We start from the raw sequence: 26,325 nt of genomic DNA on the forward strand, positions 1-26,325 counted from the left end.
GCTGTGTTTTTATAAAAACGTAAAGTGTTGGTGTTCAGTGCTAAGGTGTTCAGAAGCGTTCCACGTGCTCCACGCGTTCCGGTGGAACACTGACTTGATTTTATTCCATCCTTTTCCGCATCAACTCTTTCCGGTACCTTTCCTGCAGCGGAAACTTGATGTCGGTAAGGAGGTATATGCTTGTGCCTTTTTCACGGGCAAGGTAGTATTCAACTTCGCCTAACTTTTTGTAGGAGCCTATCATGTTGCCGGCTACAAATTCCCGTATGTTTCTGCCGCCACTGTCATCTACATAAATCAAGTACTTGCAATTTAGAGAGTCGGGTGCCCAAAGCGTAAAACTGCTGCTTAGGGACGCTACATCGGGGTAATTATATTGCTTGTGATAATGGTGCAGTGCACCTGCCTCGCCGTAATTATCGGCATAAACGAAGGTTTGTTTTTGTTGTTCGGGCGTAAGGCTCTGGTAAGCGGCGCCTACTTTTTGGGCCATTTCATCCCAACCAAACATGTCGCCATAATCCTGTGTAGTGGCATGCACTTTTTGATCTTCCCAGGTTACGGCAAATTGTAAGGCAGGCAGGTTTCTGTGGGCAAACCTAAAAAATGCCAGTGTTTGCTCCAACGGTAAAACAGGTAATACCAATGGAAACAAGATCATATTAGGAAGGGTAAAGCAAATTATGGTTAAGGTACGCAAGGCTAAACCACTTGTTTTTAACCAACGTTCGAATCCAAAACCGCCCGCGGCGAAAAGCATAGGATAGGCACCAAACAGGTAATAGTTTTTGCCATCCATCTGCAGTAAAAATAGGAAGATGAGCACATAAGCAATAGCCAAAAATTGGAAATTACGCAGCCTGAACGAGAAGATGAGGAATACAAAACCGGTAAGCCAAACAAACAGTGCGATACCATTAACGGTAAGCTGCTGCTTAATGAAATTGCCGGGCGTAATGTAGTCGAGTTGCTCTTTGCGTAAAGCTTTCATATGGGTGATCACCGGGAAATGATGCGTTATCTGCCATATAAAGTTTGGAAGAAATATGAGCATCGCCAGGCCCATTGCACCCAATATATGCCGGTTAAACAGTAGTTTGCGCTGCTTACTAAGCAGGATGCCAACAATAAGGGCAATGGTAAAAAACAACATGGTATACTTGGTAAGCATACCCAGGCCAACGGTAGCGCCCAGCCAGTAGAGGTACCTTACGTCGGTTGTGTTGAGGTATTTGATAAAGAGCCAAACGGTTAAAACCCACCAGAACTGATCAAATACCACAGGCTGAAAAAGGTAGTCGCTGGCTGCAAATGCCGGTGCAAATATTAATGCCAAACAAGCCAGCGTAATGGCAAACCTGCGTCCGCCAAACTCAACCACAATACGGCCGGTGAACCAGATAATCAAACCGCCAAAAATGGTAGGGAAGATCCGGGCCGCGAATACAGAGTTACCAAATAACGTTATGGATAACTTGGCCAGTAAAGCTATAAAAGGAGGGACTTCTTTATAGCCCCAATCCAAATGATCGGCCAGTACGAGGTGCAAAAATTCATCCCTGTGAAATCCGAAATGCCCGATAGCAAAAAGGTTTAAAATAACCTTAATAAATACAAAAATCAATATGAAATAAACGTATGTCGACTTCCGGTTTTTGTAGGGCATGTTCAGGAGCTTAAGGCTGAAAGCATAGAGCTGAAGGCTCAATGCTGGAGGGTAAAGCTAAAAAATATTTAGGAAAGCAAAAAGCCTAAAGCAAAAGGCCAAAAGCTTTATGCTTTCAGCCTTTTGCTTTTAACTTAAATACGGGTTATATCTGCACCCAAAGCCTTTAAACGGGTATCAATATGTTGATAGCCACGCTCAATTTGCTCTATGTTGTAGATGGTTGATTTGCCTTGTGCCGATAGGGCAGCGATTAGCAGGGAAACCCCGGCGCGGATATCAGGCGATGTCATGGAGATACCACGAAGCTGTACCTGCTTATCGAGCCCGATAACGGTTGCGCGGTGCGGATCGCAAAGGATGATCTGCGCGCCCATATCCAATAGTTTATCCACGAAGAACAAACGGCTCTCGAACATTTTTTGATGAATCAATACCGAGCCTTTAGCCTGTATCGCTACTACCAAGCAAATGCTCAGCAGGTCGGGCGTAAAGCCTGGCCACGGTGCATCGGCGATGGTCATGATGGAGCCATCGATAAAGGTTTCTATTTCGTAATGATCCTGTGCCGGGATGTAGATATCATCTCCGCGCAGTTCAAGCTTAATACCCAGGCGTTTAAATACGTCTGGAATCATGCCCAGTTCTTTATAATTAACATCTTTTATTGTGATCTCTGATCCTGTCATGGCTGCCAGGCCAATGAAAGAGCCAATCTCGATCATATCCGGCAGTAAACGATGGTCGGTACCACCAAGTTTGGTAACACCTTCAATGGTTAACAGGTTTGAGCCTATTCCGCTAATTTTCGCGCCCATGCGGTTAAGCATCTTGCACAGCTGTTGCAGGTATGGCTCGCATGCAGCATTGTAAATGGTGGTTATACCTTTTGATAGTACAGCCGTCATCACAATGTTTGCAGTACCGGTTACCGAAGCCTCATCCAGCAGGATATAAGTTCCCTGCAAATTAGAGGCATCTACATTAAAAAAGCCATCCTCGGGGTTATAGTCAAACCGTGCGCCCAGCTTCTCGAACCCTAAAAAGTGGGTATCCAGCCTCCTGCGGCCTATTTTATCGCCACCTGGCTTAGGTATCGATGCCTTGCCAAACCTGGCCAGCAGTGGACCAACGATCATGATAGAGCCACGCAAACCGCCGCCTTTGGATTTAAAGGCATCCGACTGGAAAAAATCCTGATCGATATCTTTGGCAATAAAGGTATAGGTATCGGGAGCTGTTTTCTCGGTAATAACACCCATATCGCCCAGGAGCTCAATAAGTTTATTAACATCCTTAATATCAGGTATATTGCTGATGGTAACCTTTTCTTCGGTAAGCAATACCGCCGAAATTACCTGTAGTGCCTCGTTTTTTGCTCCCTGTGGAGTAATCTCGCCCTTTAGCGGCTTCCCGCCGTTTATCACAAATGCGTTAGTCATAGGTGTTTATAATTGATAGATCAATGATTCCATGTATTGCACACCTAACCCGGTTAAATGTGTTTTATTCCCGGCAAAGATTATAAAATTTCCTGACTGTTCATCAGTTCATTACTGCGCTTGTTGATAAGTCTTGCCTGTTGAATTTTCGCGATGTGATAATTAGCGCTTAAAACTTCTTAAAGTGCCATTTTGGATTAAAAATCAATGCTTAAATGATCATAAAACAGTTCAAAATGCGCGATAGTTTCCGATAAACAGTCTATAATGGTCAATAAATTCCCGCTTTTTTGGGGTTTAAAAAGTCCTGGGCATGTGCAAAAAAAATAGCCTGGTTTTTCGTTATGAAAAACCGGGCTATTTTATATTGGAAATTGATTTGAGTGGACTAATTACTTCATAACCCGTTAAACTAAAACCTTGAACTAATATTTCTTAGCTCCGGGATTACGGTTACGATTATTTTGGTTGTTATTGTTACGTGGACCACTGTTTTGGTTATTGTTGGTACGCCCGCGGTTGTTATTGTTGTTTTGGTTATTGTTGGTACGCCCGCGATTATTATTATTGTTGTTGTGTTGAGGCTGGTTGTTAGGGCGGAATTCAACACGGTTAAGGTTGATGTTTTCTTCCAGTTTCAAGGTGCCGCCTGATAAGGCGTACAGGTCCGAAAGGATACTTTCGTCGGTTACCGAATCCTTGTTCCATTGAACGTAGGCCATTTTCATGAAGTTTGCCACGGCCTGCACCATGTGGCGTTTGCGTTCTGGCTCTTCAATAGCTTTGGCCTTTTCAATCATTAGCTCAATGGTTTTACCATAGTGCTTGTATTTAATACGCTGGTGAGGGTATCTTAAAGGTTGTGGTTTAAGATGGATAGCCTCCGGCGTTGGTTTTGGGTAGGGCGCGTCAACATCTATCTGGAAATCAGATATAATATGCAAGTGATCCCAAAGCTTGTGTTTAAAATCGGCCACATCACGCAAATGTGGGTTTAAAAAACCCATCAGGTCTATCACAACCTGTGCGTAACGGTTACGTTCTTCTTTTGTGGGCAGCGCTACAATATATTTAACCATATTTTGTACGTTGCGGCCATATTCTGACAGGATGAGTTTATTCCTGGTTGAGTTATAATCAAATGTTGCAGGCGTGTTTTCTTGTGCCATGTAATTGTAGTATTAAGAAAGTGTTAAGTTAGCCATGCGTCTTTTCCCTGCATAATTGAGGGCCCAGGAGGCTAAAATTGAATTGATATTGTATAGTAGTAACGCAAATATAATGTAATAGTATCAATGTGCAAATAAATGACTGAAAATGTTACTTTAACATTAAAGTATTATCTTAGAGGCTGTCTGAATTTAAAAACCAGGTCGTCATTGCGAGGTACGAAGCAATCTCTACATAGGCAGATCGACCTTCTAGAGCCCCTCTGTACAGTTTAGAGATTGCTTCGTACCTCGCAATGACGATTTGTTTATTTTTCAGACAACCTCTTATAATATTTTGTCCATGAAAAATAAACTACCCATCACCCATATAGATATTTATCGTTTCAGCATTCCGATGGAGCCTTTTACTATTGCCACCGGCACCATGGATCATGCGCAGAATGTATTTATCAGGGTACATACCAACGCGGGTTTCTATGGTGTGGGCGAGTGTTCGGCCTTCCCGATGATTGTTGGCGAAACGCAGGATACCTGCCTGGTAATGGGCCGTGAGTTTGCGAAATTATGGATAGGGCAGGATGCGCTGGATATTCCCGCCCGGCTGCAGCAACTGCATAATTTCACCGCTGGTAATACTACCATTAAAAGCGCGTTTGATATAGCTTTGCATGATATAGCCTCTAAAAACGCCGGTTTGCCTTTATACCAGTTTTTATCGGGTAAAAGGCGCGAGGTTGAATCAGATATTACGATAGGTATTGCCGGGCCTGCTACCATGGCATTGAAGGCTTTGGATTTTAAAGCCTCGGGAGCAAATATACTGAAAGTGAAACTTGGTAAAAATGCAATTGAGGATGTGGAGCGCATCAGGCAGATCCGCGATGCCGTTGGTCCCGAAATGAAGATTCGCATTGATGCCAACCAGGGCTGGAGTTTTGGTGATGCTGTTTTTGCACTGGAAGCTTTAGGCGATTATGATATTGAGTTTTGTGAACAGCCCATGCGTACCTGGTATGATGATCTGCTGCCCGAGTTGATGCAGCTATCGCCGGTGAAAATTATGGCCGATGAAAGTGTATATAACCATCATGATGCCCGCCGGCAAATCAATAGCGGGAGTTGCCATTTCATCAATATAAAAATGTCAAAATCGGGCGGCTTATTTGAGGCCCGGAAAATTCATGATGAAGCGGCATCCCATAGCATTGCCTGTATGATGGGTGGTATGTTGGAAAGTCGTATTGCTTTGAGTGCCTTTTTGCATTTTGTGTATGCCAGCCCCAATATCCGGTTTTATGATATGGATACCTGCATGCTTGGTCATCTGCAGGATCCCTGTGTTGGCGGCGTTACCTATGACGGGTACAAGCTGGATATTGATGATACCCCTGGCGTTGGGGCCGATGCCGACGAAGAGTTTTTGAAAACCTGCGAACATTTTCGCGTTTAATTTTAATATAGAATAACCCATGTTGATAAGACAAGCCAATTTAAACGATATGCCCGTGCTATTGCAATTTGAACAGGGCGTGATTACTGCCGAACGCCCATTTGATAGCACGCTTGTTCCCGGTTCAATTAAATACTATGACCTGGAAATGTTTATCAATTCGCCCGATGTGGAAATTTTGGTGGCCGAGCTGGATGGTAAACTGGTTGGCAGCGGCTATGCCCGCATCAAAAAAAGTGAGAAGCCGTATTTTAATTTTTTGAATTATGCCTACCTGGGTTTTATGTATGTATCGCCACAGCATAGGGGAAAAGGGATTAATCAACTAATAATTGAGGAATTAAAACTATGGACACGCAGGCAGGGTTTAACCGAATTGCGATTGCAGGTGTATAACGATAATGAAGGCGCGATAAAAGCGTATGAAAAAGTTGGTTTTAAAAAGCACATGATTGAGATGCGCATGAATTTGGAATAATTATTTGTGAAAACGATCATCACACTCCACGTGCAGGGTATGATGATCGTGGTAACAGGAAACGCGATGCCCTTTGCCGTTGTAGCATTAAAAAAAAAGTAAGGGCGTGATAAAGTTTTTTAACAGTATTTTGTTAAATATCTTTCACAGAAGAGGTCTTTTCTTCCATTTGTTAATAACTTTTACGGTTTCGGGGTTGTCCTGCTTTTTAGTCTTAGAACTGAGCATTTCTTTGACTGACTCGTCTTTTGTTTTTTCCTTATTTTTCATAATAGTAAGCTTAGGTGCTCCTTTTATACGTTGCGTAAGGGTTAATTTGTTTTAATTTTTGGGATAAAATTGCTCTTTTTTATAGGTAATATTCATTTTTTTTGATTTGGGTGCCGGTACTACGCCCAGATCAAAAAAAGCAGGATCTTTATTTTATTTACCGGGAGGATGCCGGTGTGGGCTGTGTATTATTGTAAAGATACCTCCGGACTTTTGTTTGAGTTTAATAGCTGCAATTAGCAAATACTTTGAGGTGATTGGCATGGCAGACGTAAATATGTGTCTCTAAAAAAAAGTCCGCTGAGATAATTACTCAGCGGACTTTTAGCTTGGGCTTAAATTTCTTTATAATAGCGGCTTTCTTTTTCTCTTGGCCACAGTTTTTGTGCTGTCACCTTTTTCCTGTTTGGTTACTTTGGGGGCGCTCAAATCTTTGGCTGCCTCACCTTTTGATTTCTCCCTGGTTTCCATAATAATAGGTTCTAAGTTATTATTATAAGTTACCTGGCTATCAATTTGTTTGGATAAAATGTAAAAAAAAACTTTTTAGTAAAACAAATTATCGGGATGATGCCTTTTTACCTTTTATCCAATTTCTTTTGGTTTCTACAGCCTCGATTTACAAGCTCAACTCAGCAAAGTACTTATGAAACAACGGTATAGTTTCAATTCCCTTGTAATAGTTGAAAATATCATATTTTTCATTTGGCGAGTGCAGTGCGTCACTATCAAGTCCAAAACCCATCAATACAGTTTTAAGGCCAAGCTCGGCTTCAAACAGGGCTACTATCGGGATGCTGCCACCACCGCGGGTTGGGATAGGCTCCTTGCCAAACGACTCGGCAATGGCTTTTTGGGCCGCACGGTAAGCAATACTATCTGTTGGTGTTACCGCCGGTTCGCCACCATGGTGTGGGGTTACTTTTACCTTCACGTTTGCGGGTGCTATACTCAGGAAATGTTTGGTAAAAATTTCTGTTATGGCATCTGATGTTTGGTTGGGCACCAAACGCATCGAAATTTTGGCATGAGCCTTTGATGGTAATACGGTTTTAGCGCCTTCGCCAATGTAGCCACCCCATATACCATTAACCTCAAGGGTAGGGCGGGTGCCGGTGCGTTCAAAGGTGGTATATCCTTTTTCGCCCCAAAGCTCGGCTACATCCAGGTCTGATTTGTATGCTGCCTCATCGTATGGCGCATTGTTAAGCGCGGTACGTTCGGTAGGAGTAAGCTCAATTACACTATCATAAAAACCGGGAATGGTGATGTGGTTATTTTCATCATGAAGTGAGGCTATCATTTTGGTTAAAATGGTGATGGGGTTGGCCACTGCTCCACCATAAACACCAGAATGCAGATCGCGATTGGGGCCGGTTACTTCAACCTCCAGGTATGATAAACCGCGTAAGCCGGTTTCTAAAGATGGATGTTCCATGCTGATCATCGATGTATCGGATATCAGCACAACATCGGCCTTTAGCTTCTCTTTATTTGCTTTTACAAAAATAGCAAGGTTAGATGAGCCAACTTCTTCCTCACCTTCAATCATGAATTTGATATTGCAGGGGAGTGTATCGGTTTGCATCATCAGTTCAAATGCTTTTACGTGCATGTAAAACTGACCCTTATCATCGCAGGCGCCGCGCGCGTAAATTTTGCCATCGCGAATGGTAGGCTCAAAAGGCGGTGTTTTCCATAACTCCAGCGGATCTGCCGGTTGTACATCATAATGGCCGTAAACCAAAACTGTGGGTTTGCCGGCATCAATTATTTTTTCGCCATAAACTATAGGATAGCCTGCTGTTTGGCAAATCTCCACATTGTCGGCACCGGCATCGCGCAGTTTTTGCGCCACATAGTCGGCTGTATGGAGTACATCTGTTTTGTATTTTGGATCGGCGCTAACTGAGGGGAAACGCAAGAGGGCAAATAATTCGTCGAGTAAACGTTGCCTGTGCTCATCAACATATTGCTTTATGTGCTGCATATTATCAAGTTTGCAGCAAATATATTGATGTTTATTGATTTGGGGCGGCTTAATTGCGGGGCGGCTTTGTAAAGTTTAAGATCACTCTTTTTAAAATTACTATCACCATGATAGCGGCAGTAAACTAATCAATTATTGAAAAAAGAAAGTGAAATTTTACAACGACTTTTTGCCGGCCTAAAGCCCTGAAACGGTAATTAACAGAAGCTACATTATTATATGGTGAATGTAACTGAAGTTCCCTGAATCCGATAGGGATGAACATGCGGTTTTTATATTTACCAGCGCGTGTAAAAAGGTTGAAGAGCACATCAACCTGCAAGCGGTTAAATGGTAGTAATTAATCCGCAGTAGCAAGATCAGCCTTGGGGCCGTGGCCTGCTTTGGCAGTAAATGAGGCTGTTTCTGGTTTTGTCTTTAAGTTGGTATTGGTGTTTTCTTTAGTGCTTAATGAATAAGCAGTTATGCCCGAAGTTAATATGATGGCTATAGCGATAATTATCTTTTTCATGTTGTTGTTGCGTTAGAACGTTGTTTAATTTGTTTTGCTGCAGATGATTTGATTATGCTGCAAAGTCAGCAGTAGCTAAATCTTTTTTAGGACCGCCAGTGAAAGCAAAATCAGCAGTAGCTAAATCTTTTTTAGGACCGCCAGTGAAAGCAAAATCAGCAGTAGCTAAGTCTTTTTTCGGACCGCCAGTGAAAGCAAAGTCAGCAGTAGCTAAATCTTTTTTAGGACCGCCAGTGAAAGCGAAGTCAGCAGTAGCTAAATCTTTTTTAGGACCGCCAGTGAAAGCAAAATCAGCAGTAGCTAAATCTTTTTTAGGACCGCCAGTGAAAGCGAAGTCAGCAGTAGCTAAATCTTTTTTCGGACCGCCAGTGAAAGCGAAGTCAGCAGTAGCTAAATCTTTTTTCGGACCGCCAGTGAAAGCAAAGTCAGCAGTAGCTAAATCTTTTTTAGGACCGCCAGTGAAAGCAAAGTCAGCAGTAGCTAAATCTTTTTTCGGACCGCCAGTGAAAGCGAAGTCAGCAGTAGCTAAGTCTTTTTTCGGACCACCAGTGAAAGCGAAGTCAGCAGTAGCTAAATCTTTTTTAGGACCGCCAGTGAAAGCGAAGTCAGCAGTAGCTAAATCTTTTTTAGGACCGCCAGTGAAAGCAAAGTCAGCAGTAGCTAAATCTTTTTTCGGACCACCAGTGAAAGCGAAATCAGCAGTAGCTAAATCTTTTTTCGGACCGCCAGTGAAAGCGAAGTCGGCAGTAGCTAAATCTTTTTTCGGACCGCCAGTGAAAGCAAAGTCAGCAGTAGCTAAATCTTTTTTCGGACCACCAGTGAAAGCGAAGTCAGCAGTAGCTAAATCTTTTTTCGGACCACCAGTGAAAGCGAAGTCAGCAGTAGCTAAGTCTTTTTTCGGACCACCAGTGAAAGCAAAGTCAGCAGTAGCTAAATCTTTTTTCGGACCGCCAGTGAAAGCAAAATCAGCAGTAGCTAAGTCTTTTTTAGGGCCGCCAGTGAAAGCGAAGTCGGCAGTAGCTAAGTCTTTTTTCGGACCGCCAGTGAAAGCAAAGTCAGCAGTAGCTAAATCTTTTTTCGGACCACCAGTGAAAGCAAAGTCAGCAGTAGCTAAATCTTTTTTAGGACCGCCAGTGAAAGCGAAATCGGCAGTAGCTAAATCTTTTTTCGGACCGCCAGTGAAAGCTGTATTTTGAGTTGGTGGAGTTTTAGTTTTTGCAGGAGTTGTTTCTGCGTTTACAAATGACGTTAAAAAAGTGCTTAATGCTAATGCTGCTATGATTGATGATTTTTTCATGATTATTATATGTTGTGAGAGAGTTTTGATTAATATTTTTTGTTTATAAATGATTGTTGTTTGTTAATTAGTCGGCCTGACCTAAATCTTTTCTAAATGCTGTTGATGACGAAGCAAAGGTTGTGGCTTCGGGTTTTACAGTTTGTTTAGTTGTGGTTTGTGATGATAAAATACCAGTAGCTACTGTTAAGCTTACAATGGTTATGATGATAAATTTTTTCATGTCGTTTTTAATTTTTTAAATGTTTTTATAAATCATGTTTAAGATTAATCAGCTGTACCAAGGTCTCTTCTTGCACTTGAGCCAAATGAATGTAATGCTGCAGTTTCAGGGGCAACCCTTTCTTTTTGGCATGAGGAGATGGCGCCGGTGAATAAAATAGCCAAGATGATTGTGATTAACTTTTTCATGATCGTTAAATAATATTTTGAATACTGGACTGTCTTAATTTTTAATGTTTGTTGTGGATTTATAAAAGATTAGTCGGCAAAAGCCAGGTCTTTTTTAAACCCATGGTCGTTTTTTATAAAGCTGGTGGCTATAGGCTGTTCGGCTTTTTTTGGCGATAATAAAACCGCTGATGATAAAACTCCTGTGCCTGATGCAAGCAACGCTAAAAGGATGATTTTTTTCATATATATAAATATTTTATATTAGTATTCTAAATTGTTAAGTAATAATTAACCATATGTGCCCAATAATACGTTGCGGTAAATTTACCGGTCTGTAAAAATTGTTTTAGATTATGATTTACTCTCTTTTTTGTGAAAAAAACTGATCAAAATATGGTAAGATATTTACAGTTTTATTCATATTTTTTTTTACATTTTTGTTGAAATAAATTGTTATTTTTAAACACTATACCCAATTGTTAAGAAAAAAGAATTGTTATACTTTTAATTTTATTCATCATTAGGTAGCATATTGGTAAACTAAGTAACATATTAATGCCGTTTGATTTTTTTCACTACTTTAAATCGTAGTTTGAAACGTTATTTTTATGTCAAAAAATATTACAAAATACACAATAATACTCAATTAATTAACTGTATATCAGTTATTTAACAATGCAAATATAAATATGTTTTTTAATTTTCTATTAATAAATATAAAATAATTTTCAACAATGTTTTTACTGATGTTTTAGGTATATATCAGTATAATTTATAACTTTCACATTCAATATAACGTAACAGTGTTTTAATGAAAAAAGCCTTTGTATTTCTTTTATTTTTTTGTACGGCGGTTACTTTACATGCGAAAGATTTAGGTGAGGCAATTACAGGAGATACAAGTGAGGTTATACGCATTAATAAGCAAGCGTATGATAACCGCTTAACCCAGCCTCAGCAAACGCTTTCAGATGCAAACAGGGCAATGGTTCTGGCTCGCAAAATAAACTATAACAACGGTATAGCCGAGGCGTACAGGGTTACCGGCTTGGCCATGTTTTACATGGACCAGGCAGAAAAGGCATTTAGCAATTATTTAAACGCGGTGGCTTTTTTTACAAAGGCTAATAATTTGGGTGGTGAGGCAAAGGTTTACAATAACATGGGTAATATTTACCGTGACCATGATACCAACAAATCACTGGATTATTTTTTTAAATCGTTGGCTATCGCCAATAAAATTAATAATGTAAGCTTAATTGCGGCGCTCAATTTAAATATAGGAAACGTTTATACACGCAGAAATAGTTATACCCAGGCTTTAAAATACTATGGCCAAAGCAAAGCGATATTTTCCAAGCTAAAAGATTCTGTAAACTTAATTCAATGCGGACAGAATATTGGAGTAGTTTATTTTAAGTTGAACCAATACGATAAAGCTTTAGCCATGCTACTGGAGGCTAACGCGGCCGCCAAGCACCTTGATTTGAACGAGCCGATTGCAAGTATCGACCTTACGCTGGCCTCATTATATATGAACCAGCAAAAATTCGATGAGGCAGAAAAGATTGTTAAAGAAGGCGTTGCTTATACCCAACTGATTAATGACCCTAAGCTTGAGTATGATTATAAGCACACCAATTATGAATTGGCTTATAATCGTAAAAACTATAATGAGGCGCTGTTTTATTTGCGGGAGATTTACCGGGTTGATAGTGCAACTTTCAAGACCAATACTTCGGTGCAAATGAAACTGATTGAGGCTACCCGCAAGCAGGAAGAGCAGATAAAAGAAAATGAGCGCGTAGCCGAGCGGCAGGCGTATGATCGTACCAAGTTTTGGGCCGTAACTATAGTTGCAGGCCTTTTGCTTGTTGTAATAGGGCTATTGGTTGGTAATGTAAAACGCAAAGCTAAAACCAATTCGCAGCTTACTTTGCTTAATGGGGAAGTATCCCGGCAGAAGGACAACCTCGACCGCATTAACCACCACCTGGAAGAGATCATTGATGAGCGTACCAAAGATCTCCAGATTAAGAACAGAAAGCTGTCAGAGCACTCCTCATACCTCTCGCACCAGATAAGGGGCCCTATAGCCACGCTACGCGGCCTTATCAACCTAGAAAAGGAAGGTTTGGTAGATCAACATGAATGTATCTCAATGATGGATAAATGCGTATCAGAGATTGATGAAAAGATCATTGATATGAGCGACATGCTACATAACCCATCGCGTACTACCACTACGTAGATTTTTGGAGCAAGGTTTTTTTTGGAGCAAAGAGCAAGGATTTTTGGACGAAGGACTTTTAGACGACGGATTTTTGGACAAAAGACTTTCGGACAAAGGACTTTCAGACAAAAGATAAAGGGGGATTTCGGATTCTATGATTTATCTTGAAGGGTTAAGCCGATATGCTTTGAGCTTTCATGATGGCTAAACAAAAAACGGACGGTATACACCGGCCGTTTTTTTATATTTCATAMTTTATTTTTTCGTCTTTCGTCCTTTCTCTGAAAGTCCTTTGGTTCTTGCTCTAAGAATCCTTGTTCCTTGCTCTAAAAGTCCTTCGTCCGAAAATCCTTTGTCCAAAAATCCTTGCTCCTTACTCCAAAAAGACTAATTCAGATTAAAAGCTATAGGAAAAGTAGAGTGTATTTGGGCTTCAAAAAGGCCAAGGTAAATACAATACCATGATATCATTTGTAAGATAAGCAACTGGCGGTGCTTTTTGTTGTAGCCCTGGGTTTCAAAAGCGATAGTTTCATCGCCTGCAGTGACAAAAAACCTTACTTCGCCTTTACAGGGTTTAAACTTTGATTTCAGCATATCATAGGCCTTCACCTTAAGCTTGCTGTTAGGATCATGAATAGTTCCGTCCTTTAGCGCCTCGTTTTTTGAAATAGATATCAGGTAATTTGACATAAGTACATGTTTTTCTGGGTGAAAAGCATGTAACAATTTTTACTCCAAAAAGTTAAATAATAATGGTATTAACCTTTAAAGTTTAATACAACCACTAAATTTTACAAAAGTTTCTTCTCGTTAAATAATATTAATCAATATTTAACAAGAAAAATAATGCCATTAAAATAAATGTAGCAATTAGTATATCAAGTATGTGTAAATGTAAGTTTTACAACACACATTACTAAAACTAAACAGCTAAAGCGCTTTTACCACGCAGTTCTTCATAAAGTAAAATCACTTTACGCTGCAGGTTTGCAATTTCCGATTCGCGGTCAACCAGCTTCTTTTGGGCGATACTGAGGTTTGATGGAGTAAGATCAATTTCCCCTGCATCGAGTGCAAGAAGGTTCACCACGTTAAGCTCAAAAATGTTTGCAATTTGTTCCAACCGCGATAAGTTAATATCCGTTACACCTGTTTCAATTTTTGAAAATGCAGGGATAGAAATACCTAAACGGTTTGCCACATCTTCCTGGCTCCAACCGTGCTGATGACGCAAGGTTCTGATGTTTTTACCTACAAATTTGTTGGTCTTTTTTTTAGTGATGTCGCTCATGTTCGGTTATCTATAATTAATCAGTTAATAAAAGATATCCAAACGTTATGCCATTATTAATTTAGCTTTAAATATATGTCTTCAAAGCACAATTATTCCAAAACGGGGAAAAAAATACACGAAAATTGGGGCGGCTTTCTAAGCCATATTATTGATAATACTCAACTTTGCAAATTTAAGTAGCAGTTGCTTTTGACCAATTTCTTTAAAAAATATAGTAGCCTTAATATCGGGCTTCGTTCCCTCCAGGCTTTGCACCTTGCCAAAACCAAAACGCTCGTGCTCAACTTCCATACCCACCTGCAGGTTTGATGTATCAGACGGTTTAAAATCTGGCGATACTACGTGCGCTTTTGCCAAAATTGATGTGGTTTTTACAGGCGCGGATGTTGCCGGTTTTGGTTTTGAAAAAGCATCAGCTTGTTTACCACTGGTCCAGGCCTTGCGGTCGTCATCAAAAAACGGATTGTTGCTTGTAGTTGTTTTGGCGCTATAATCCAGTTCAAGGTATTTGGCATCTATTTCATCCAAAAAACGGCTTGGTTCGCAGCTAATGAGTGTGCCAAATTTAAAACGCGAAGTAGCATAGCTTATAGTAAGCTTAGTTTCGGCACGGGTTACAGCCACGTAAAACAGTCGTCGTTCTTCTTCCAGATCACTGCGGGAGTTGAGCGACATCTGGGATGGGAAAAGATTTTCTTCTAAACCTACAACATGCACCTGCGAAAACTCTAATCCCTTACTACTGTGAATGGTCATGAGCGATACTGTATCAGCATCTTTATTCTTGTCCTTATCATCATTAGTGAGCAGGGCAATATCCTGCATAAATATGTCCAGACCTTTTTCTTCTATGTCTTCGCGCTCGCTAAACTCCTTGATACCATTCAGCAATTCCTGTATGTTCTCATAGCGGTTTAACCCCTCTACAGATTTATCCTCGTAAAGATCTTTAAGCAGGCCCGAGTGCTGGGCTATGTACAATGCCGATTCATATGCCGATTTTGTTTTTGTCAGCACCTGGAAACTTTGAATCATGGTGGCAAAGTTGCTCAGTGATGGAGACGCTTTCCCGTCGAAATATTGAACCGGATCCACAATCACTTCCCAGGGGGTAACTTTGTGATGATCGGCACTTACAATGATCTTGTCAACCGTGGTATCGCCTATGCCCCTTTTAGGGTAGTTGATAACGCGTTTAAGCGCTTCCTCATCATTGGGGTTAAAAGTAAGGCGGAAGTAGCCGATCAGATCCTTGATCTCTTTACGTTGATAAAAGGACAAGCCACCGTATATTTTATAAGGAATCCCCAGCTTGCGCAGAGCCTCCTCCATGGAACGCGACTGCGCGTTGGTACGGTAAAGAATGGCAAAATTATTCCAGTTTTTACCCTTCAGGCTTCTGTCCTGCATAATGGCCTCGGCCACCATTTTGCCTTCTTCGTTATCGCTGAAGGCGCGCATTATCTTTATTTTATCTCCGGCTTCCTTTTCGCTGAAAACGTTCTTTTTAAGTTGCTCCTTATTGTTGCTGATGATACTGTTGGCCACATGCACAATATTTTGTGTCGACCGGTAGTTTTGCTCCAGCTTAAATACCTTCAAATCCGGGTAATCCTTTTCAAAGTTGAGGATGTTTTGGATGTTGGCTCCACGAAAGGCGTAAATACTTTGCGCGTCATCACCTACAACGCATAGATTTTCGTTAACGGCGGCCAGTTTTTTCACAATAAGGTATTGCGAAAAGTTGGTATCCTGGTACTCATCCACCATCAGGTATTTAAACTTGTGCTGGTATTTGTTCAGTACTTCGGGATGCAGTTTAAGTAGCTCATTGGTTTTGTACAGTAAATCGTCAAAATCCATAGCGCCGGCACGGAAACAACGGGTGGCATACATTTCGTAAATTTTGCCCAGTTGCCCGCGGCCTGTCGACATATCATCAGCCTGGATCTGCTCATTTTTATTATATTCCCTAAACGAGATCAGATTATTTTTTGATGCAGAGATACGGTTAAGTACAAAGTTTACTGCGTATAGCTTATCATCAAGGTTTAATTCTTTGATAATGGCACGCAATACGCTTTTGCTATCGTCGGTATCATAAATAGTAAAGTTACTTGGGTAGCCAATTTTTTCGGCTTCTACACGTAACAGCTTGGCAAAAACCGAGTGGAAGGTACCCATCCAGATGTTTTTAGCTTCGCCACCAACTACATGGGTAATACGTTCGCGCATTTCGCGCGCGGCTTTATTGGTAAATGTTAAAACCAGTATATTAAATGAATCCACACCTTTACGAATAAGGTGGGCCACTCTGTAGGTAATTACCCTTGTTTTGCCAGATCCGGCACCGGCAATGATCATCACCGGTCCTTCAGTTTGTTCTACCGCTGCCCGTTGTTCGGGGTTTAAACCCTGTAAATAATCCAAAATCTTTTCCTCTTTTCTTGAAACAGCGAAATTAAGGTTTTGCGACGAAAGGGGAAAGTAAGATTGCCGGTGGACGTGATAAAAATATTAACAATGGTGATTTAAAGGTGGATAAAAGAAAATTTGACTTTTTAGCCAATCGGGAAGTCTGAAATTTAAACTTGTCTAAAATCCTCGTTATCAATATTAAATATTTGCCCTTGGTAGTTAAATTGTCCATGAAAGGCAATGTGTATTTCAAGTTCACTCGAGCTTGAAAATTGTTTTAAATGCAGCATGTCAAATTCCCTGTAAAATTCAAATACAGTGTCATTGTCAATATTATAAAAGTTAATAGTGAAGTATGGAAATGAATTGATTTGATGATATTTTACAAAAAACAAAAGCTTCAAATCTTCTTTGAAAATAAAGTTATCAGCAATACAATTGTCTGATATCAGCTTATCACCCATGTAAACATCAACTGTATATGGAGCTCCTATACTCAGTATTTCTTGAGCATTGGTTAAGGTTAGTTCAATCCCTGAAACTATTTCTTTATGTACCATTTTGTTATTTTACTAAATAACAAACAAATATTGATGAGGCATAAAGTTTATGTCTATTTAATAAAAGGGGCTAACGGTTTTATACGGTAATACCTATAATCGGCATCCAACTCAGCCCATCACCATTTTTACATCCCATGAAATACAATCTATACCAAATTTACTATCTTCACGCATCAACCATATACATTGTCATGAAGAAAACCCTTACTCTTGGTTTACTGGCGCTTTCTGCCACTGCTTTCGCGCAGCAAAAAACATTAATCGGCTTCACCCCGGCATCGTCGGCCAAACAATTGGCTGCCGAAAAATCATTTGATGCATCCCTGAGCGCGCAACGTATTGGCGAAACCATTAAAACGCTTTCGGCATTTCCGCATAATATAGGTTCGCCGGGCAGCAAGGCCGTAGCCGAAAAAATATTGGCCATGTATAAAAGCAATGGGCTTGATGCACATATAGAAACCTATACTGTACTTTACCCTACGCCCAAAACAAGGGTGCTGGAGCTTTCCGGCCCGGCAAGCTATACCGCTTTATTAAAAGAGCCCGCGCTGGCAGAGGATGGAACATCGGGGCAAACCAACCAGTTGCCAACCTATAATGCCTGGAGTGCTGATGGTGATGTGAATGGTGAGCTGGTGTTTGTAAACTATGGGCTGCCCGATGATTACGAGAAGCTGGCTGCCATGGGCATTGATGTAAAAGGTAAAATAGTAATTGCCAAATATGGCCGCTCATGGCGTGGCATAAAGCCAAAGGTAGCCTATGAGCATGGGGCCATTGGCTGTATCATTTATTCAGATCCTGCTGATGATGGTTACTCGGCGGGAGATGTGTACCCAAAGGGTGCCTATAAAAATGAATTTGGCGTGCAGCGTGGTTCCGTGATGGATATGGTGATCTATCCCGGCGATCCGCTTACACCGGGTGTTGGTGCTACCAAAGATGCCAAACGCCTGGATAGGAAAGATGCCACCACAATATTGAAAATACCAGTGCTGCCCATCAGTTATCATGATGCACAACCTTTACTGGCCGCTTTGGATGGGCCGGTTGCGCCTGCAGGCTGGGCCGGTTCCCTGCCTATAACTTACCATATTGGTGGGGGTAAAGCCACGGTACACCTTAAAATGGAATTTAACTGGGATATGGTACCGGCCTATGATGTAATAGCCCAAATTAAAGGCTCGACTTATCCTGATGAGTGGGTAATGCGCGGGAATCACCATGATGCCTGGGTAAACGGAGCCAACGACCCTATAAGCGGCCAGGCCGCCATGATTGAGGAAACAAAAGCCCTTGGCGACCTGCTTAAAACCGGCTGGAAACCAAAGCGCAGCATTATTTATTGCTCATGGGACGGGGAAGAACCCGGTTTATTAGGCTCTACCGAGTTTGCAGAAGATCATGATAAGGAATTGCAGCAAAAGGCTGTGGTTTATATCAACTCAGATAGTAATGGTCGCGGGTTTTTAGGTGCAGGCGGTTCGCAGGCATTGGAAAGCTTTATTGACGAGATAACCCGCGGCATAACCGATCCACAAACCAAAGTGAGTGTGTTTGATCGCAAAAAGGCGATGGAATTGGTTAACGCCAAATCAACCAGTGATAAAAAAGAAATTTTGGAACGTAAGGGCGAGAAGCTGGAAGCGCTGGGTTCAGGATCAGATTTCTCATCGTTCCTGCAGCATCTGGGTATCCCTACGCTTGATTTTGGTTTCGGTGGCGAGGATGGCGGTGGCGAATATCACTCCATCTATGATTCTTTTGATGATTACAAACGCTTTAAAGATCCTGATTTTGCTTATGGCGTGGCGCTATCACAAACTGCCGGTCACTCGGTATTGCGTATGGCAGATGCCGATGTACTGCCATTTGATTTCAGGAGTTTGCAAACTACCATCAGTAAGTATGCCACCGAATTAACAAAACTGGCAAACGATACCCGCGAAGCCACTGTTATAGATAACCAACTGATAAAAGCCAACGACTATACCCTGGCTGCCGACCCAACACACCTGTACAAGGCCCCGGCAGCTAAAAGCGAAGTGCCGCAAATAGATTTTAAACCACTAACCGGTGCCCTGGATTCATTAAAGAAAAGCGCGGATAAACTGGCCACTTATTGGACCGCTGCTACACTTAAAAACGGCGACCATGATAAGCTAAACAAGTTACTTTACCAGGCCGAGCAGCAATTACTTTCGGTAGATGGTTTGCCGCGTCGTAGCTGGTATCGCCACACCATTTATGCTCCGGGCTTTTACACCGGCTATGGTGTTAAAACGCTCCCCGGCATCCGCGAAGCTATTGAGCAACGTAACTGGGATGAAGTTAAGCAGCAGATAGGGGTTGTAGCCGGGAGGATTAACGCATTGGCCGGGTATTTGGCGATGGGGGCGAAGTAAGGAAATTTAGCATACTTACTAATGGCTTTAGATTGTTATCACTTAGCTGATGTTCGTCATCAATATTTACTGTTTCAAATAGATGAACAGGAACTTGTGGAAATAGAAGAAATACTGATTGAATTTAAAAGACTGACAGGAATCTATATAGATCCCTATGGAACAACGCGAATACATCAGGAGTTTATCGAACTACTTCTATCAAAAATTAATAAAAGCTTAGATACGGTTAGGGATAAAACTAAAAATAGCTCACGTTTAAAACTATTGGATAAGTTAACAGGAGTAAAAGAAGGATTATTTATTGTGGGTGATTAATAAAACAAACCAAAGCTAATAGTGGAATTTATATAGAAAGTTGTTTTAATAAGCCTTTCTTAACCGGTCGGCAAATTCATCGGGTAATGGGCTTTGTTCAATAGCCATTGCTGCTTGTTCAACATCGTAAGCAACTCTTATAAATTCCACTGTAATGCTATTCCTGTCAGTTATCGAACTGGTCATATCCAGGTTTAATATTACATAGCATCCGGCTGGGTTGCCATCTTTTGGTTTGCCTACAGAGCCGATATTGATAACGTGCCTGAATTGTTGGTTGCCGGCTTTGACGATACGATGATAAGGTTTATGCGAATGACCGATACACAGGATATCGGCATTCGCTTCTTCCATCATTTCAAGTACATATGTTTCATCCAAATCTTCCAAAACGTATTCATCAACGCTCCGGGTACTGCCATGGGCCAGTACAATATTTACGGCCTCATCTATCATTTTAAATTCAAGGCGAATATGTGCAGGCAGGGTTGATAGATACTGACGACCTGCCTCATCAATCAAATGATAGGCATAGGTTTTTCCCGGTTCACAAAGGCTTTGATCGGTGGTAACCAATTTCTTCACTTTCAGATCATGGTTACCGGCGAGGGTAGCGATGCCTCGTTTACGGATTTCGGCAATTACCTCGTTAGGCCAAATGTGGTAACCAACCAGATCGCCAAGGCAATAAATAGCATCAGTATTCCTGGTTGCTACATCAGCAAAGAATGCCTCCAACGCCGGCAGATTTGCGTGAATATCCGAAAAAAGGGCAATTCTCATTATTGTACAGCAGTTTGAGTTTTAGAGGTATAATATTTTTTACGGAAATAAAAAGCAAGGTTAACCAAAGCGATCAATGCGGGCACTTCCACTAAGGGGCCAATAACCCCTGCAAAGGCTTCTCCCGAATTAATACCAAAAACGCCAATGGCTACTGCAATAGCTAATTCAAAGTTGTTACCGGTGGCCGTGAATGCAATAGAAGTACTTTTGGAGTAATCGGCACCAAACGATTTACCGATAAAGAAACTCAAGATGAACATGATGGTAAAGTAAATTACCAACGGGATGGCGATGCGCAGCACATCAAAAGGGATTTGAACAATTAAGTTACCTTTTAAACTAAACATTACCACAATAGTAAAGAGCAAGGCAATTAAGGTTATTGGAGAAATAAAAGGGACATATTTAGTTTGGAACCATTGCTCTCCCTTAATTTTAATTAAAGCATATCGGCTGATAACACCCGCTGCAAAAGGGATGCCCAGGTAAATACCAACGCTTTTTGCAATTTCAGATATGGTTATATTAACCGCTAATCCTTTCAAGCCAAAAAGAGGCGGCAAAACGGTTATAAATACATAAGCGTAAACGCTGTAAAGCAATACCTGGAAAATACTGTTTAAGGCAATTAACCCGGCTGCATATTCACGGTTGCCCTCTGCCAATTCGTTCCATACCACCACCATCGCAATACAGCGCGCAAGGCCTATCAAAATCAGACCTACCATATAAGCAGGATGATCACGTAAAAGCGTTATTGCTAATATAAACATCAGGATAGGGCCAATTATCCAGTTTAATACCAGTGATGCGCTCAATACTTTTGTATCCTTAAATACTTCGCCCATGTTCTCATATCTCACTTTGGCAAGCGGTGGGTACATCATCAGGATCAGGCCTATTGCCAGGGGGATATTGGTAGTTCCGCTGGAAAAAGAATTTATAAAACCAGATGATGATGGAATAAAATAGCCTACAGCTACCCCAATAGCCATGGCAAGGAAGATCCACAAAGTAAGGTATCGGTCAAGAAAACTTAATTGTTTTCGTTCGGCCACCGGGGCACAGTTATTTGCTGCCATATATTAAAGTATAATTCGTGTTTTAATGAAGCGTGTTTAGATCTTCTATAAGATTCGTTTTTATCTAATTATTATATTGCAATATTACGATTAATGTTTGAATAAAAAAGGTATGTTTTTTAAAAGAGAGAGCAAAGTGATATGAGGGTGTCACATCTCCCAGCCACATATAACTCACCTCTCTCCAAAAGAACGAGTTGATATCACAAAAAAATAGCGATGAGCCTCAACCCATCGCTATTTAAAATGCCCATCAGGCAAATCACTAATTCACTAAATCAGCAAATCACTAATTAGAATTACTCGCCGTAGTAAACGTTGTTTTTTAAATTAACATCGGGCAGTTCGTGATTAGGGTCAATCACCATTGATTTTATTGTTGAGGTTGACTGATATTTAAACGTCCACACACCGCCGCGTTGCCAAACGTTTACAGGTAAATGTAAAGTTTCGGTTTTACCGTTGGCCTGGGTAATTTTCAAATCAACAGGCATCGCCATTTTTTCGTTATTGGTAATGGTGATCAGCGCGCCGTTAGCCGCATTATCATCTATGTATTTAACATTGCTTATAGCCTGATCAAGCTTCCATGTAGTAGTAAACCAAGCTTTCCAAAACCAGTTAAGGTCTTCGCCGCTGGCATCATTCATGGCACGGAAAAGGTCGGCAGGTAGTGGGTGTTTAAATGCCCAGTTTTTGATATATTCATGGAATGCATAGTCAAAACGTTCTGGTCCTAATACCACATTGCGCAGCATATCCATACCCAAAGCGGTTTTTACATAGTATTGGCCATAATCATTCAGGCCAATAGCTTCCGGAGCAGTCATCAGCGGATCTTTGCTGTTGCGGAACATGCCCAAAATACGCTGAGCCATTTTGGTGGTATCGTTATACTCGCCTTTATTAAATTGCTGTGAAGCATATTCATTGATGAAAGTGTTAAAGCCTTCATCCATCCACATATATTTACGCTCGTTTGAGCCCACTATCATCGGGAACCAGTTGTGGCCTATTTCGTGCGTAACGTCACCCCAAAGCTGTCCTTTCTTTAAATTGCTCAGGCAAAATATAGCGCCCGGATACTCCATACCCAGGGCCACGCCCGATACGTTTACGGCAGAGTTCCATGGATATTCAAAATAAGCTTTTGAGTAAATTTCCATGCTGTTTTTCAGGTACTCGGTTGAGCGGCCCCAGCCATCTACGCCGGCACTCTCCACGGGATAGGCAGACATGGCAATACCTTTACGGCCCGATGGGAAATTAACCTTAGCGGCATCCCATATAAACGCGTTTGATGCACCAAATGCCACATCGCGGCTATTCTCCATTTTATAATGCCAGGTTAAAGTACCTTTAAACGGGCGGGTTGATGATTTGCCAACTTCGTTTTCTTTAATCAGCATTACAGTTTTATCGCTGGTTTTGGCATCGGCCAAACGGCTCAATTGGGCCGGTGATAAAACCTCTTCGGGGTTTTGTAAATCGCCCGATCCTACAACCACCATATTGGCAGGTGCGGTTATGTAATAATCAAAATTGCCGTATTCGCAATAAAACTCGCCCAGGCCCATGTAGGGTAGGGTGTTCCAGCCTTCCACGTCATCGTAAACGCACATGCGCGGGTACCATTGGGCAATTTCGTAAACGTAGCCTTGTTTAAACTTTTTGCGGCCCATGCGGTCGGCGCCATAAAAAGGGATAGCAAAATCATAGTTGATCTTAACCTGTATTTTTTCGCCTTTGCCATCCATTGGCGCGTTTAGGCGTAACTGCATGCGGGCATCAGTAATTACGGGAATAACTTTATAAGTTTGACCTTTGTAAGTAACATCAACCGAGCCTATATGATAGCCTCCGCGGCTAAAACCACGCACATCAAAACGATCGCCCGTAACAGGGGTAACGGCGGCGCCGCGCGAATCGGGTTTAAACAGGTTTTGGTCCAGTTGTAACCACAAGTAATCCAGCTGATCGGGGCTGTTGTTGGTGTAGGTAATAGTTACTTCGCCGGTAATAGTAGTGTCCTTGCCTTCGTTAAGAGCAGCTTTGATCTGGTAATCGGCACGGTTTTGCCAATAGGTTGGCGAAGGCTTGCCGCTGTTTGAGCGTGTTCCCTGCCCGGTAACCGGCCAGGTGATAGGGCCAAAAAGGTCCTGGTGGTCATACTTTATAGAGTCTGTTTGTGCCGATGCCGGGTTTGCCATTGCAAACAAGCCAAAGGCGCCTAAAATGTTGATCAGTTTAAAATAGCGCATTTTTGAATTTGATAATAAAGGCGCAAAGAAAGGGAAATAATTTGTGAAATTGGCAATGGGAGTACTTATAGTGCTGTGATTGTGGTTGATTGGTGAAGTTGTAATGGTAATGTTACGGGGCGACGCGGGCATTGCTAGGGTAGACCGACCCCGACCTGCGCCATGCAATAACACTGTGGGGTAAAACTTTTCAAATTAAAACCTATTTAACCTGCAGGTACATTTATATTCGCATTTGCAAAGCATTATCCCTGTTACCATGAACAAACTGGCAAATTCCACATCCCCATATTTATTGCAGCACGCCAATAATCCTGTAAACTGGTACCCATGGGGTAAAGAGGCGCTTGATAAGGCTAAAGCCGAAAACAAGCTGATATTGGTGAGCATTGGTTATTCTGCCTGCCACTGGTGCCACGTAATGGAGCACGAAAGCTTTGAGGACGAAGCCGTGGCCACCGTAATGAACGAATATTTTGTTTGTATTAAGGTGGATAGGGAAGAGCGCCCCGATGTAGACCAGATATACATGAGCGCCGTGCAGCTGATGAGTGGCCGTGGCGGCTGGCCGCTAAACTGTATCTGCCTGCCAGATCAAAGACCCATTTATGGCGGCACTTACTTTCGTAAAAACGACTGGACATCGCTGCTCTTTAACCTGGCCGATTTCTACAAACAAAAACCAGAAGAAGCCGAAGAATATGCGGTACGATTAACTGAGGGAATCCAGAAATATGAGTCGGTACAATTTATAGCCGAACAGCCTGCGTATACTAAAGACGATTTAAAGTTGATAGCCGACACCTGGAAACGATATTTTGATAAATACGAAGGCGGCACAGGCAATGCACCCAAATTTCCGATGCCCAATAACTGGTTGCTGCTAATGCGTTACGCGCATTTGATGCAGGATGAGGAAATTGCCAAACAGGTAAAACTCACGCTGCATAAAATGGCCTATGGTGGAATTTATGATCATATAGGCGGCGGTTTTGCCCGTTATTCGGTTGATGGCAGGTGGCATGTACCACATTTCGAGAAAATGCTTTATGATAATGCCCAACTCATTAGTTTATATGCCGAAGCTTATACCTGGCAGCCCGATGAGCTTTACGAAAGGGTAGTTGATGAGATCATCCATTTTGCCACTAAAGAATTGGCCTCGCCAGATCTTGGCTTTTACTCGGCGCTTGATGCCGATAGCGAAGGGGTAGAGGGTAAGTTTTATATTTTTACTAAAACACAGATAGAAGAGGTCCTGGGCGATGATGCCGACCTGTTCTGTATTTACTACCATATTACAGAAGATGGCAACTGGGAGGAGGAGCAGTCAAACGTATTGTTCCGCAAGGAAACTGATGAGCAATTGGCCAAAAAATTGGGGTTGGGAGTTGATGATCTGCTATCGCAGGTAAAAGCATCCCGCAAAAAAGTTTTCGAGGCCCGTCGTCACCGCATCAGGCCGGGTTTGGATAACAAGATACTGGCCTCATGGAATGGTTTGATGTTAAAGGGGCTTTGTGAAGCTTACCGGGCATTTGAAAAGCCCGAATATCTGGAGCTTGTTTTAAAGAATGCTAATTTCATCCTGGATAATCTATTAGGTCAAAATGGCAGACTATCACGGGTTTACAATAGCAATACGGCAGGAGGAATTCCGGTAGCGTTTTTGGATGATTATGCCAACATTATTGATGGGTTGATAGCCACTTACGAGGTTACCTTTGATGAGCATTGGCTGCAACAGGCAAAAGCCCTTGCAGATACCGCTATAACCCATTATTATGATGAGCAGAACGGTATTTTCTTTTATACCGCCGATGATGATGAACAGCTGATAGCCCGCAAATCTGAAATTATGGATGGTGTTACACCGGCCAGTAATTCGGCTATGGCGCGTGTTCTGAAAAAATTAGGCCTGCTTTTTGATGATGAAAGTTATGCAGCGGTTTCGGCACAGCTGTTACGCAACATTATGCCGCAGCTGGCAAAATATGGTACGGCCTATTCAAACTGGACTATGTTATTGCTTGATGAAGTTTTTGGTATATATGAAGTTGCAGTAACCGGCCCCGAAGCTGAACCTGTAAGAAAGGAACTTGAAAATAATTACTTCCCCAATAAAATAATCTTGGGGGGTACAAAAGGAAGTTTACCTTTGTTACAGGATAAGTTTGGTAAATCAACACAAATTTTTGTTTGTAAAGATAAAACCTGCGGATTACCTGCTAATAACACGGCCGACGCATTAAAACAAATGCAGGCTTGATTGCTTATTTATAAAAATACT

24 protein-coding genes are annotated in these 26,325 nt (G+C 41.7%); 6 read left to right on the plus strand and 18 right to left on the minus strand.

The features are described 5' to 3' along the window. Positions 1 to 100 precede the first annotated feature (100 nt). The 3 genes from AC1DYB_RS00885 to AC1DYB_RS00895 all read right to left on the minus strand — a co-directional run bounded on the left by AC1DYB_RS00885 (position 101) and on the right by AC1DYB_RS00895 (position 4,277). On the minus strand, positions 101 to 1,666 hold the full coding sequence (locus tag AC1DYB_RS00885) for an ArnT family glycosyltransferase (RefSeq protein ID WP_477431625.1): 1,566 nt from the start codon (positions 1,664 to 1,666) through the stop codon (positions 101 to 103). A 134-nt stretch (positions 1,667 to 1,800) separates the two neighbouring features. After that, the gene (murA, locus tag AC1DYB_RS00890) at positions 1,801 to 3,108 is read right to left on the minus strand and encodes a UDP-N-acetylglucosamine 1-carboxyvinyltransferase (protein WP_477431627.1); all 1,308 of its coding nucleotides are present in this window, start codon (positions 3,106 to 3,108) and stop codon (positions 1,801 to 1,803) included. A 425-nt stretch (positions 3,109 to 3,533) separates the two neighbouring features. Next, positions 3,534 to 4,277, minus strand: coding sequence for a DUF4290 domain-containing protein (locus AC1DYB_RS00895; RefSeq protein ID WP_477431629.1), 744 nt, complete (start codon positions 4,275 to 4,277; stop codon positions 3,534 to 3,536). A gap of 343 nt (positions 4,278 to 4,620) precedes the next feature. Between AC1DYB_RS00895 and AC1DYB_RS00900 the strand changes: the two genes are divergently transcribed. Next, positions 4,621 to 5,730, plus strand: a complete 1,110-nt coding sequence (locus tag AC1DYB_RS00900; RefSeq protein WP_477431631.1) for a mandelate racemase/muconate lactonizing enzyme family protein — start codon at positions 4,621 to 4,623, stop codon at positions 5,728 to 5,730. 19 nt (positions 5,731 to 5,749) lie between these two features. Continuing rightward, complete coding sequence (locus AC1DYB_RS00905; RefSeq protein ID WP_477431633.1) at positions 5,750 to 6,208, plus strand: GNAT family N-acetyltransferase; 459 nt, start codon at positions 5,750 to 5,752, stop codon at positions 6,206 to 6,208. 144 nt (positions 6,209 to 6,352) lie between these two features. On the opposite strand, the gene AC1DYB_RS00910 is transcribed toward AC1DYB_RS00905, so the two are convergent. The 8 genes from AC1DYB_RS00910 to AC1DYB_RS00945 form a co-directional block, all read right to left on the minus strand. Next, entirely contained in the window at positions 6,353 to 6,478 is a 126-nt protein-coding gene (locus AC1DYB_RS00910; RefSeq protein ID WP_295714989.1) for a hypothetical protein, read from the minus strand. A gap of 345 nt (positions 6,479 to 6,823) precedes the next feature. Next, a complete protein-coding gene (locus AC1DYB_RS00915; RefSeq protein ID WP_295714987.1) occupies positions 6,824 to 6,949 on the minus strand; it encodes a hypothetical protein in 126 nt (41 codons plus the stop codon). A 148-nt stretch (positions 6,950 to 7,097) separates the two neighbouring features. Beyond that, positions 7,098 to 8,468 (minus strand): dipeptidase, encoded by a 1,371-nt coding sequence (locus AC1DYB_RS00920; RefSeq protein ID WP_477431635.1) that lies wholly within the window; start codon positions 8,466 to 8,468, stop codon positions 7,098 to 7,100. Between the two features lie 340 nt (positions 8,469 to 8,808). Next, complete coding sequence (locus AC1DYB_RS00925) at positions 8,809 to 8,979, minus strand: hypothetical protein (protein ID WP_295714981.1); 171 nt, start codon at positions 8,977 to 8,979, stop codon at positions 8,809 to 8,811. 52 nt (positions 8,980 to 9,031) lie between these two features. Then, positions 9,032 to 10,276 (minus strand): hypothetical protein, encoded by a 1,245-nt coding sequence (locus AC1DYB_RS00930; protein ID WP_477431637.1) that lies wholly within the window; start codon positions 10,274 to 10,276, stop codon positions 9,032 to 9,034. A 67-nt stretch (positions 10,277 to 10,343) separates the two neighbouring features. Then, positions 10,344 to 10,499, minus strand: a complete 156-nt coding sequence (locus AC1DYB_RS00935; RefSeq protein ID WP_295714975.1) for a hypothetical protein — start codon at positions 10,497 to 10,499, stop codon at positions 10,344 to 10,346. Positions 10,500 to 10,543: 44 nt separating this feature from the next. Continuing rightward, positions 10,544 to 10,687, minus strand: coding sequence for a hypothetical protein (locus tag AC1DYB_RS00940; RefSeq protein WP_295714972.1), 144 nt, complete (start codon positions 10,685 to 10,687; stop codon positions 10,544 to 10,546). Between the two features lie 69 nt (positions 10,688 to 10,756). Continuing rightward, positions 10,757 to 10,912 (minus strand): hypothetical protein, encoded by a 156-nt coding sequence (locus AC1DYB_RS00945; RefSeq protein ID WP_477431639.1) that lies wholly within the window; start codon positions 10,910 to 10,912, stop codon positions 10,757 to 10,759. A gap of 568 nt (positions 10,913 to 11,480) precedes the next feature. Between AC1DYB_RS00945 and AC1DYB_RS00950 the strand changes: the two genes are divergently transcribed. Then, entirely contained in the window at positions 11,481 to 12,920 is a 1,440-nt protein-coding gene (locus AC1DYB_RS00950) for a tetratricopeptide repeat protein (protein ID WP_295714967.1), read from the plus strand. A 369-nt stretch (positions 12,921 to 13,289) separates the two neighbouring features. Here AC1DYB_RS00950 and AC1DYB_RS00955 read toward each other — a convergent pair whose 3' ends face one another. From AC1DYB_RS00955 to AC1DYB_RS00970, 4 genes are all read right to left on the minus strand, one after another. Beyond that, on the minus strand, positions 13,290 to 13,595 hold the full coding sequence (locus tag AC1DYB_RS00955; RefSeq protein ID WP_477397184.1) for a hypothetical protein: 306 nt from the start codon (positions 13,593 to 13,595) through the stop codon (positions 13,290 to 13,292). A gap of 232 nt (positions 13,596 to 13,827) precedes the next feature. Further along, positions 13,828 to 14,196: a helix-turn-helix domain-containing protein gene (locus AC1DYB_RS00960; RefSeq protein WP_295714961.1), complete on the minus strand. Its 369-nt coding sequence runs from the start codon at positions 14,194 to 14,196 to the stop codon at positions 13,828 to 13,830. 138 nt (positions 14,197 to 14,334) lie between these two features. Then, complete coding sequence (locus AC1DYB_RS00965; RefSeq protein WP_477431641.1) at positions 14,335 to 16,629, minus strand: ATP-dependent helicase; 2,295 nt, start codon at positions 16,627 to 16,629, stop codon at positions 14,335 to 14,337. A gap of 155 nt (positions 16,630 to 16,784) precedes the next feature. Then, on the minus strand, positions 16,785 to 17,177 hold the full coding sequence (locus tag AC1DYB_RS00970) for a hypothetical protein (RefSeq protein WP_477431643.1): 393 nt from the start codon (positions 17,175 to 17,177) through the stop codon (positions 16,785 to 16,787). Positions 17,178 to 17,371: 194 nt separating this feature from the next. Between AC1DYB_RS00970 and AC1DYB_RS00975 the strand changes: the two genes are divergently transcribed. Together AC1DYB_RS00975 and AC1DYB_RS00980 are read left to right on the plus strand one after the other, a co-directional pair. Beyond that, the gene (locus AC1DYB_RS00975; protein WP_477431645.1) at positions 17,372 to 19,588 is read left to right on the plus strand and encodes a transferrin receptor-like dimerization domain-containing protein; all 2,217 of its coding nucleotides are present in this window, start codon (positions 17,372 to 17,374) and stop codon (positions 19,586 to 19,588) included. 21 nt (positions 19,589 to 19,609) lie between these two features. Continuing rightward, positions 19,610 to 19,906, plus strand: coding sequence for a hypothetical protein (locus tag AC1DYB_RS00980; RefSeq protein ID WP_477431647.1), 297 nt, complete (start codon positions 19,610 to 19,612; stop codon positions 19,904 to 19,906). Between the two features lie 45 nt (positions 19,907 to 19,951). Here the strand turns inward: AC1DYB_RS00980 and AC1DYB_RS00985 are convergent, their stop codons facing one another. From AC1DYB_RS00985 to AC1DYB_RS00995, 3 genes are all read right to left on the minus strand, one after another. Further along, complete coding sequence (locus tag AC1DYB_RS00985; protein ID WP_477431649.1) at positions 19,952 to 20,689, minus strand: metallophosphoesterase family protein; 738 nt, start codon at positions 20,687 to 20,689, stop codon at positions 19,952 to 19,954. Beyond that, a complete protein-coding gene (arsB, locus tag AC1DYB_RS00990; RefSeq protein ID WP_477431651.1) occupies positions 20,689 to 21,774 on the minus strand; it encodes an ACR3 family arsenite efflux transporter in 1,086 nt (361 codons plus the stop codon). Before arsB ends, AC1DYB_RS00985 begins: the two co-directional genes overlap by 1 nt. Before the next feature lie 299 nt (positions 21,775 to 22,073). After that, positions 22,074 to 24,035, minus strand: a complete 1,962-nt coding sequence (locus AC1DYB_RS00995) for a M1 family metallopeptidase (protein WP_477431653.1) — start codon at positions 24,033 to 24,035, stop codon at positions 22,074 to 22,076. A gap of 259 nt (positions 24,036 to 24,294) precedes the next feature. Between AC1DYB_RS00995 and AC1DYB_RS01000 the strand changes: the two genes are divergently transcribed. Further along, entirely contained in the window at positions 24,295 to 26,304 is a 2,010-nt protein-coding gene (locus tag AC1DYB_RS01000) for a thioredoxin domain-containing protein (RefSeq protein WP_477431655.1), read from the plus strand. Positions 26,305 to 26,325 lie beyond the last annotated feature (21 nt).

The sequence above is a fragment of the Mucilaginibacter sp. P2_A4 genome (genome assembly GCF_056405015.1).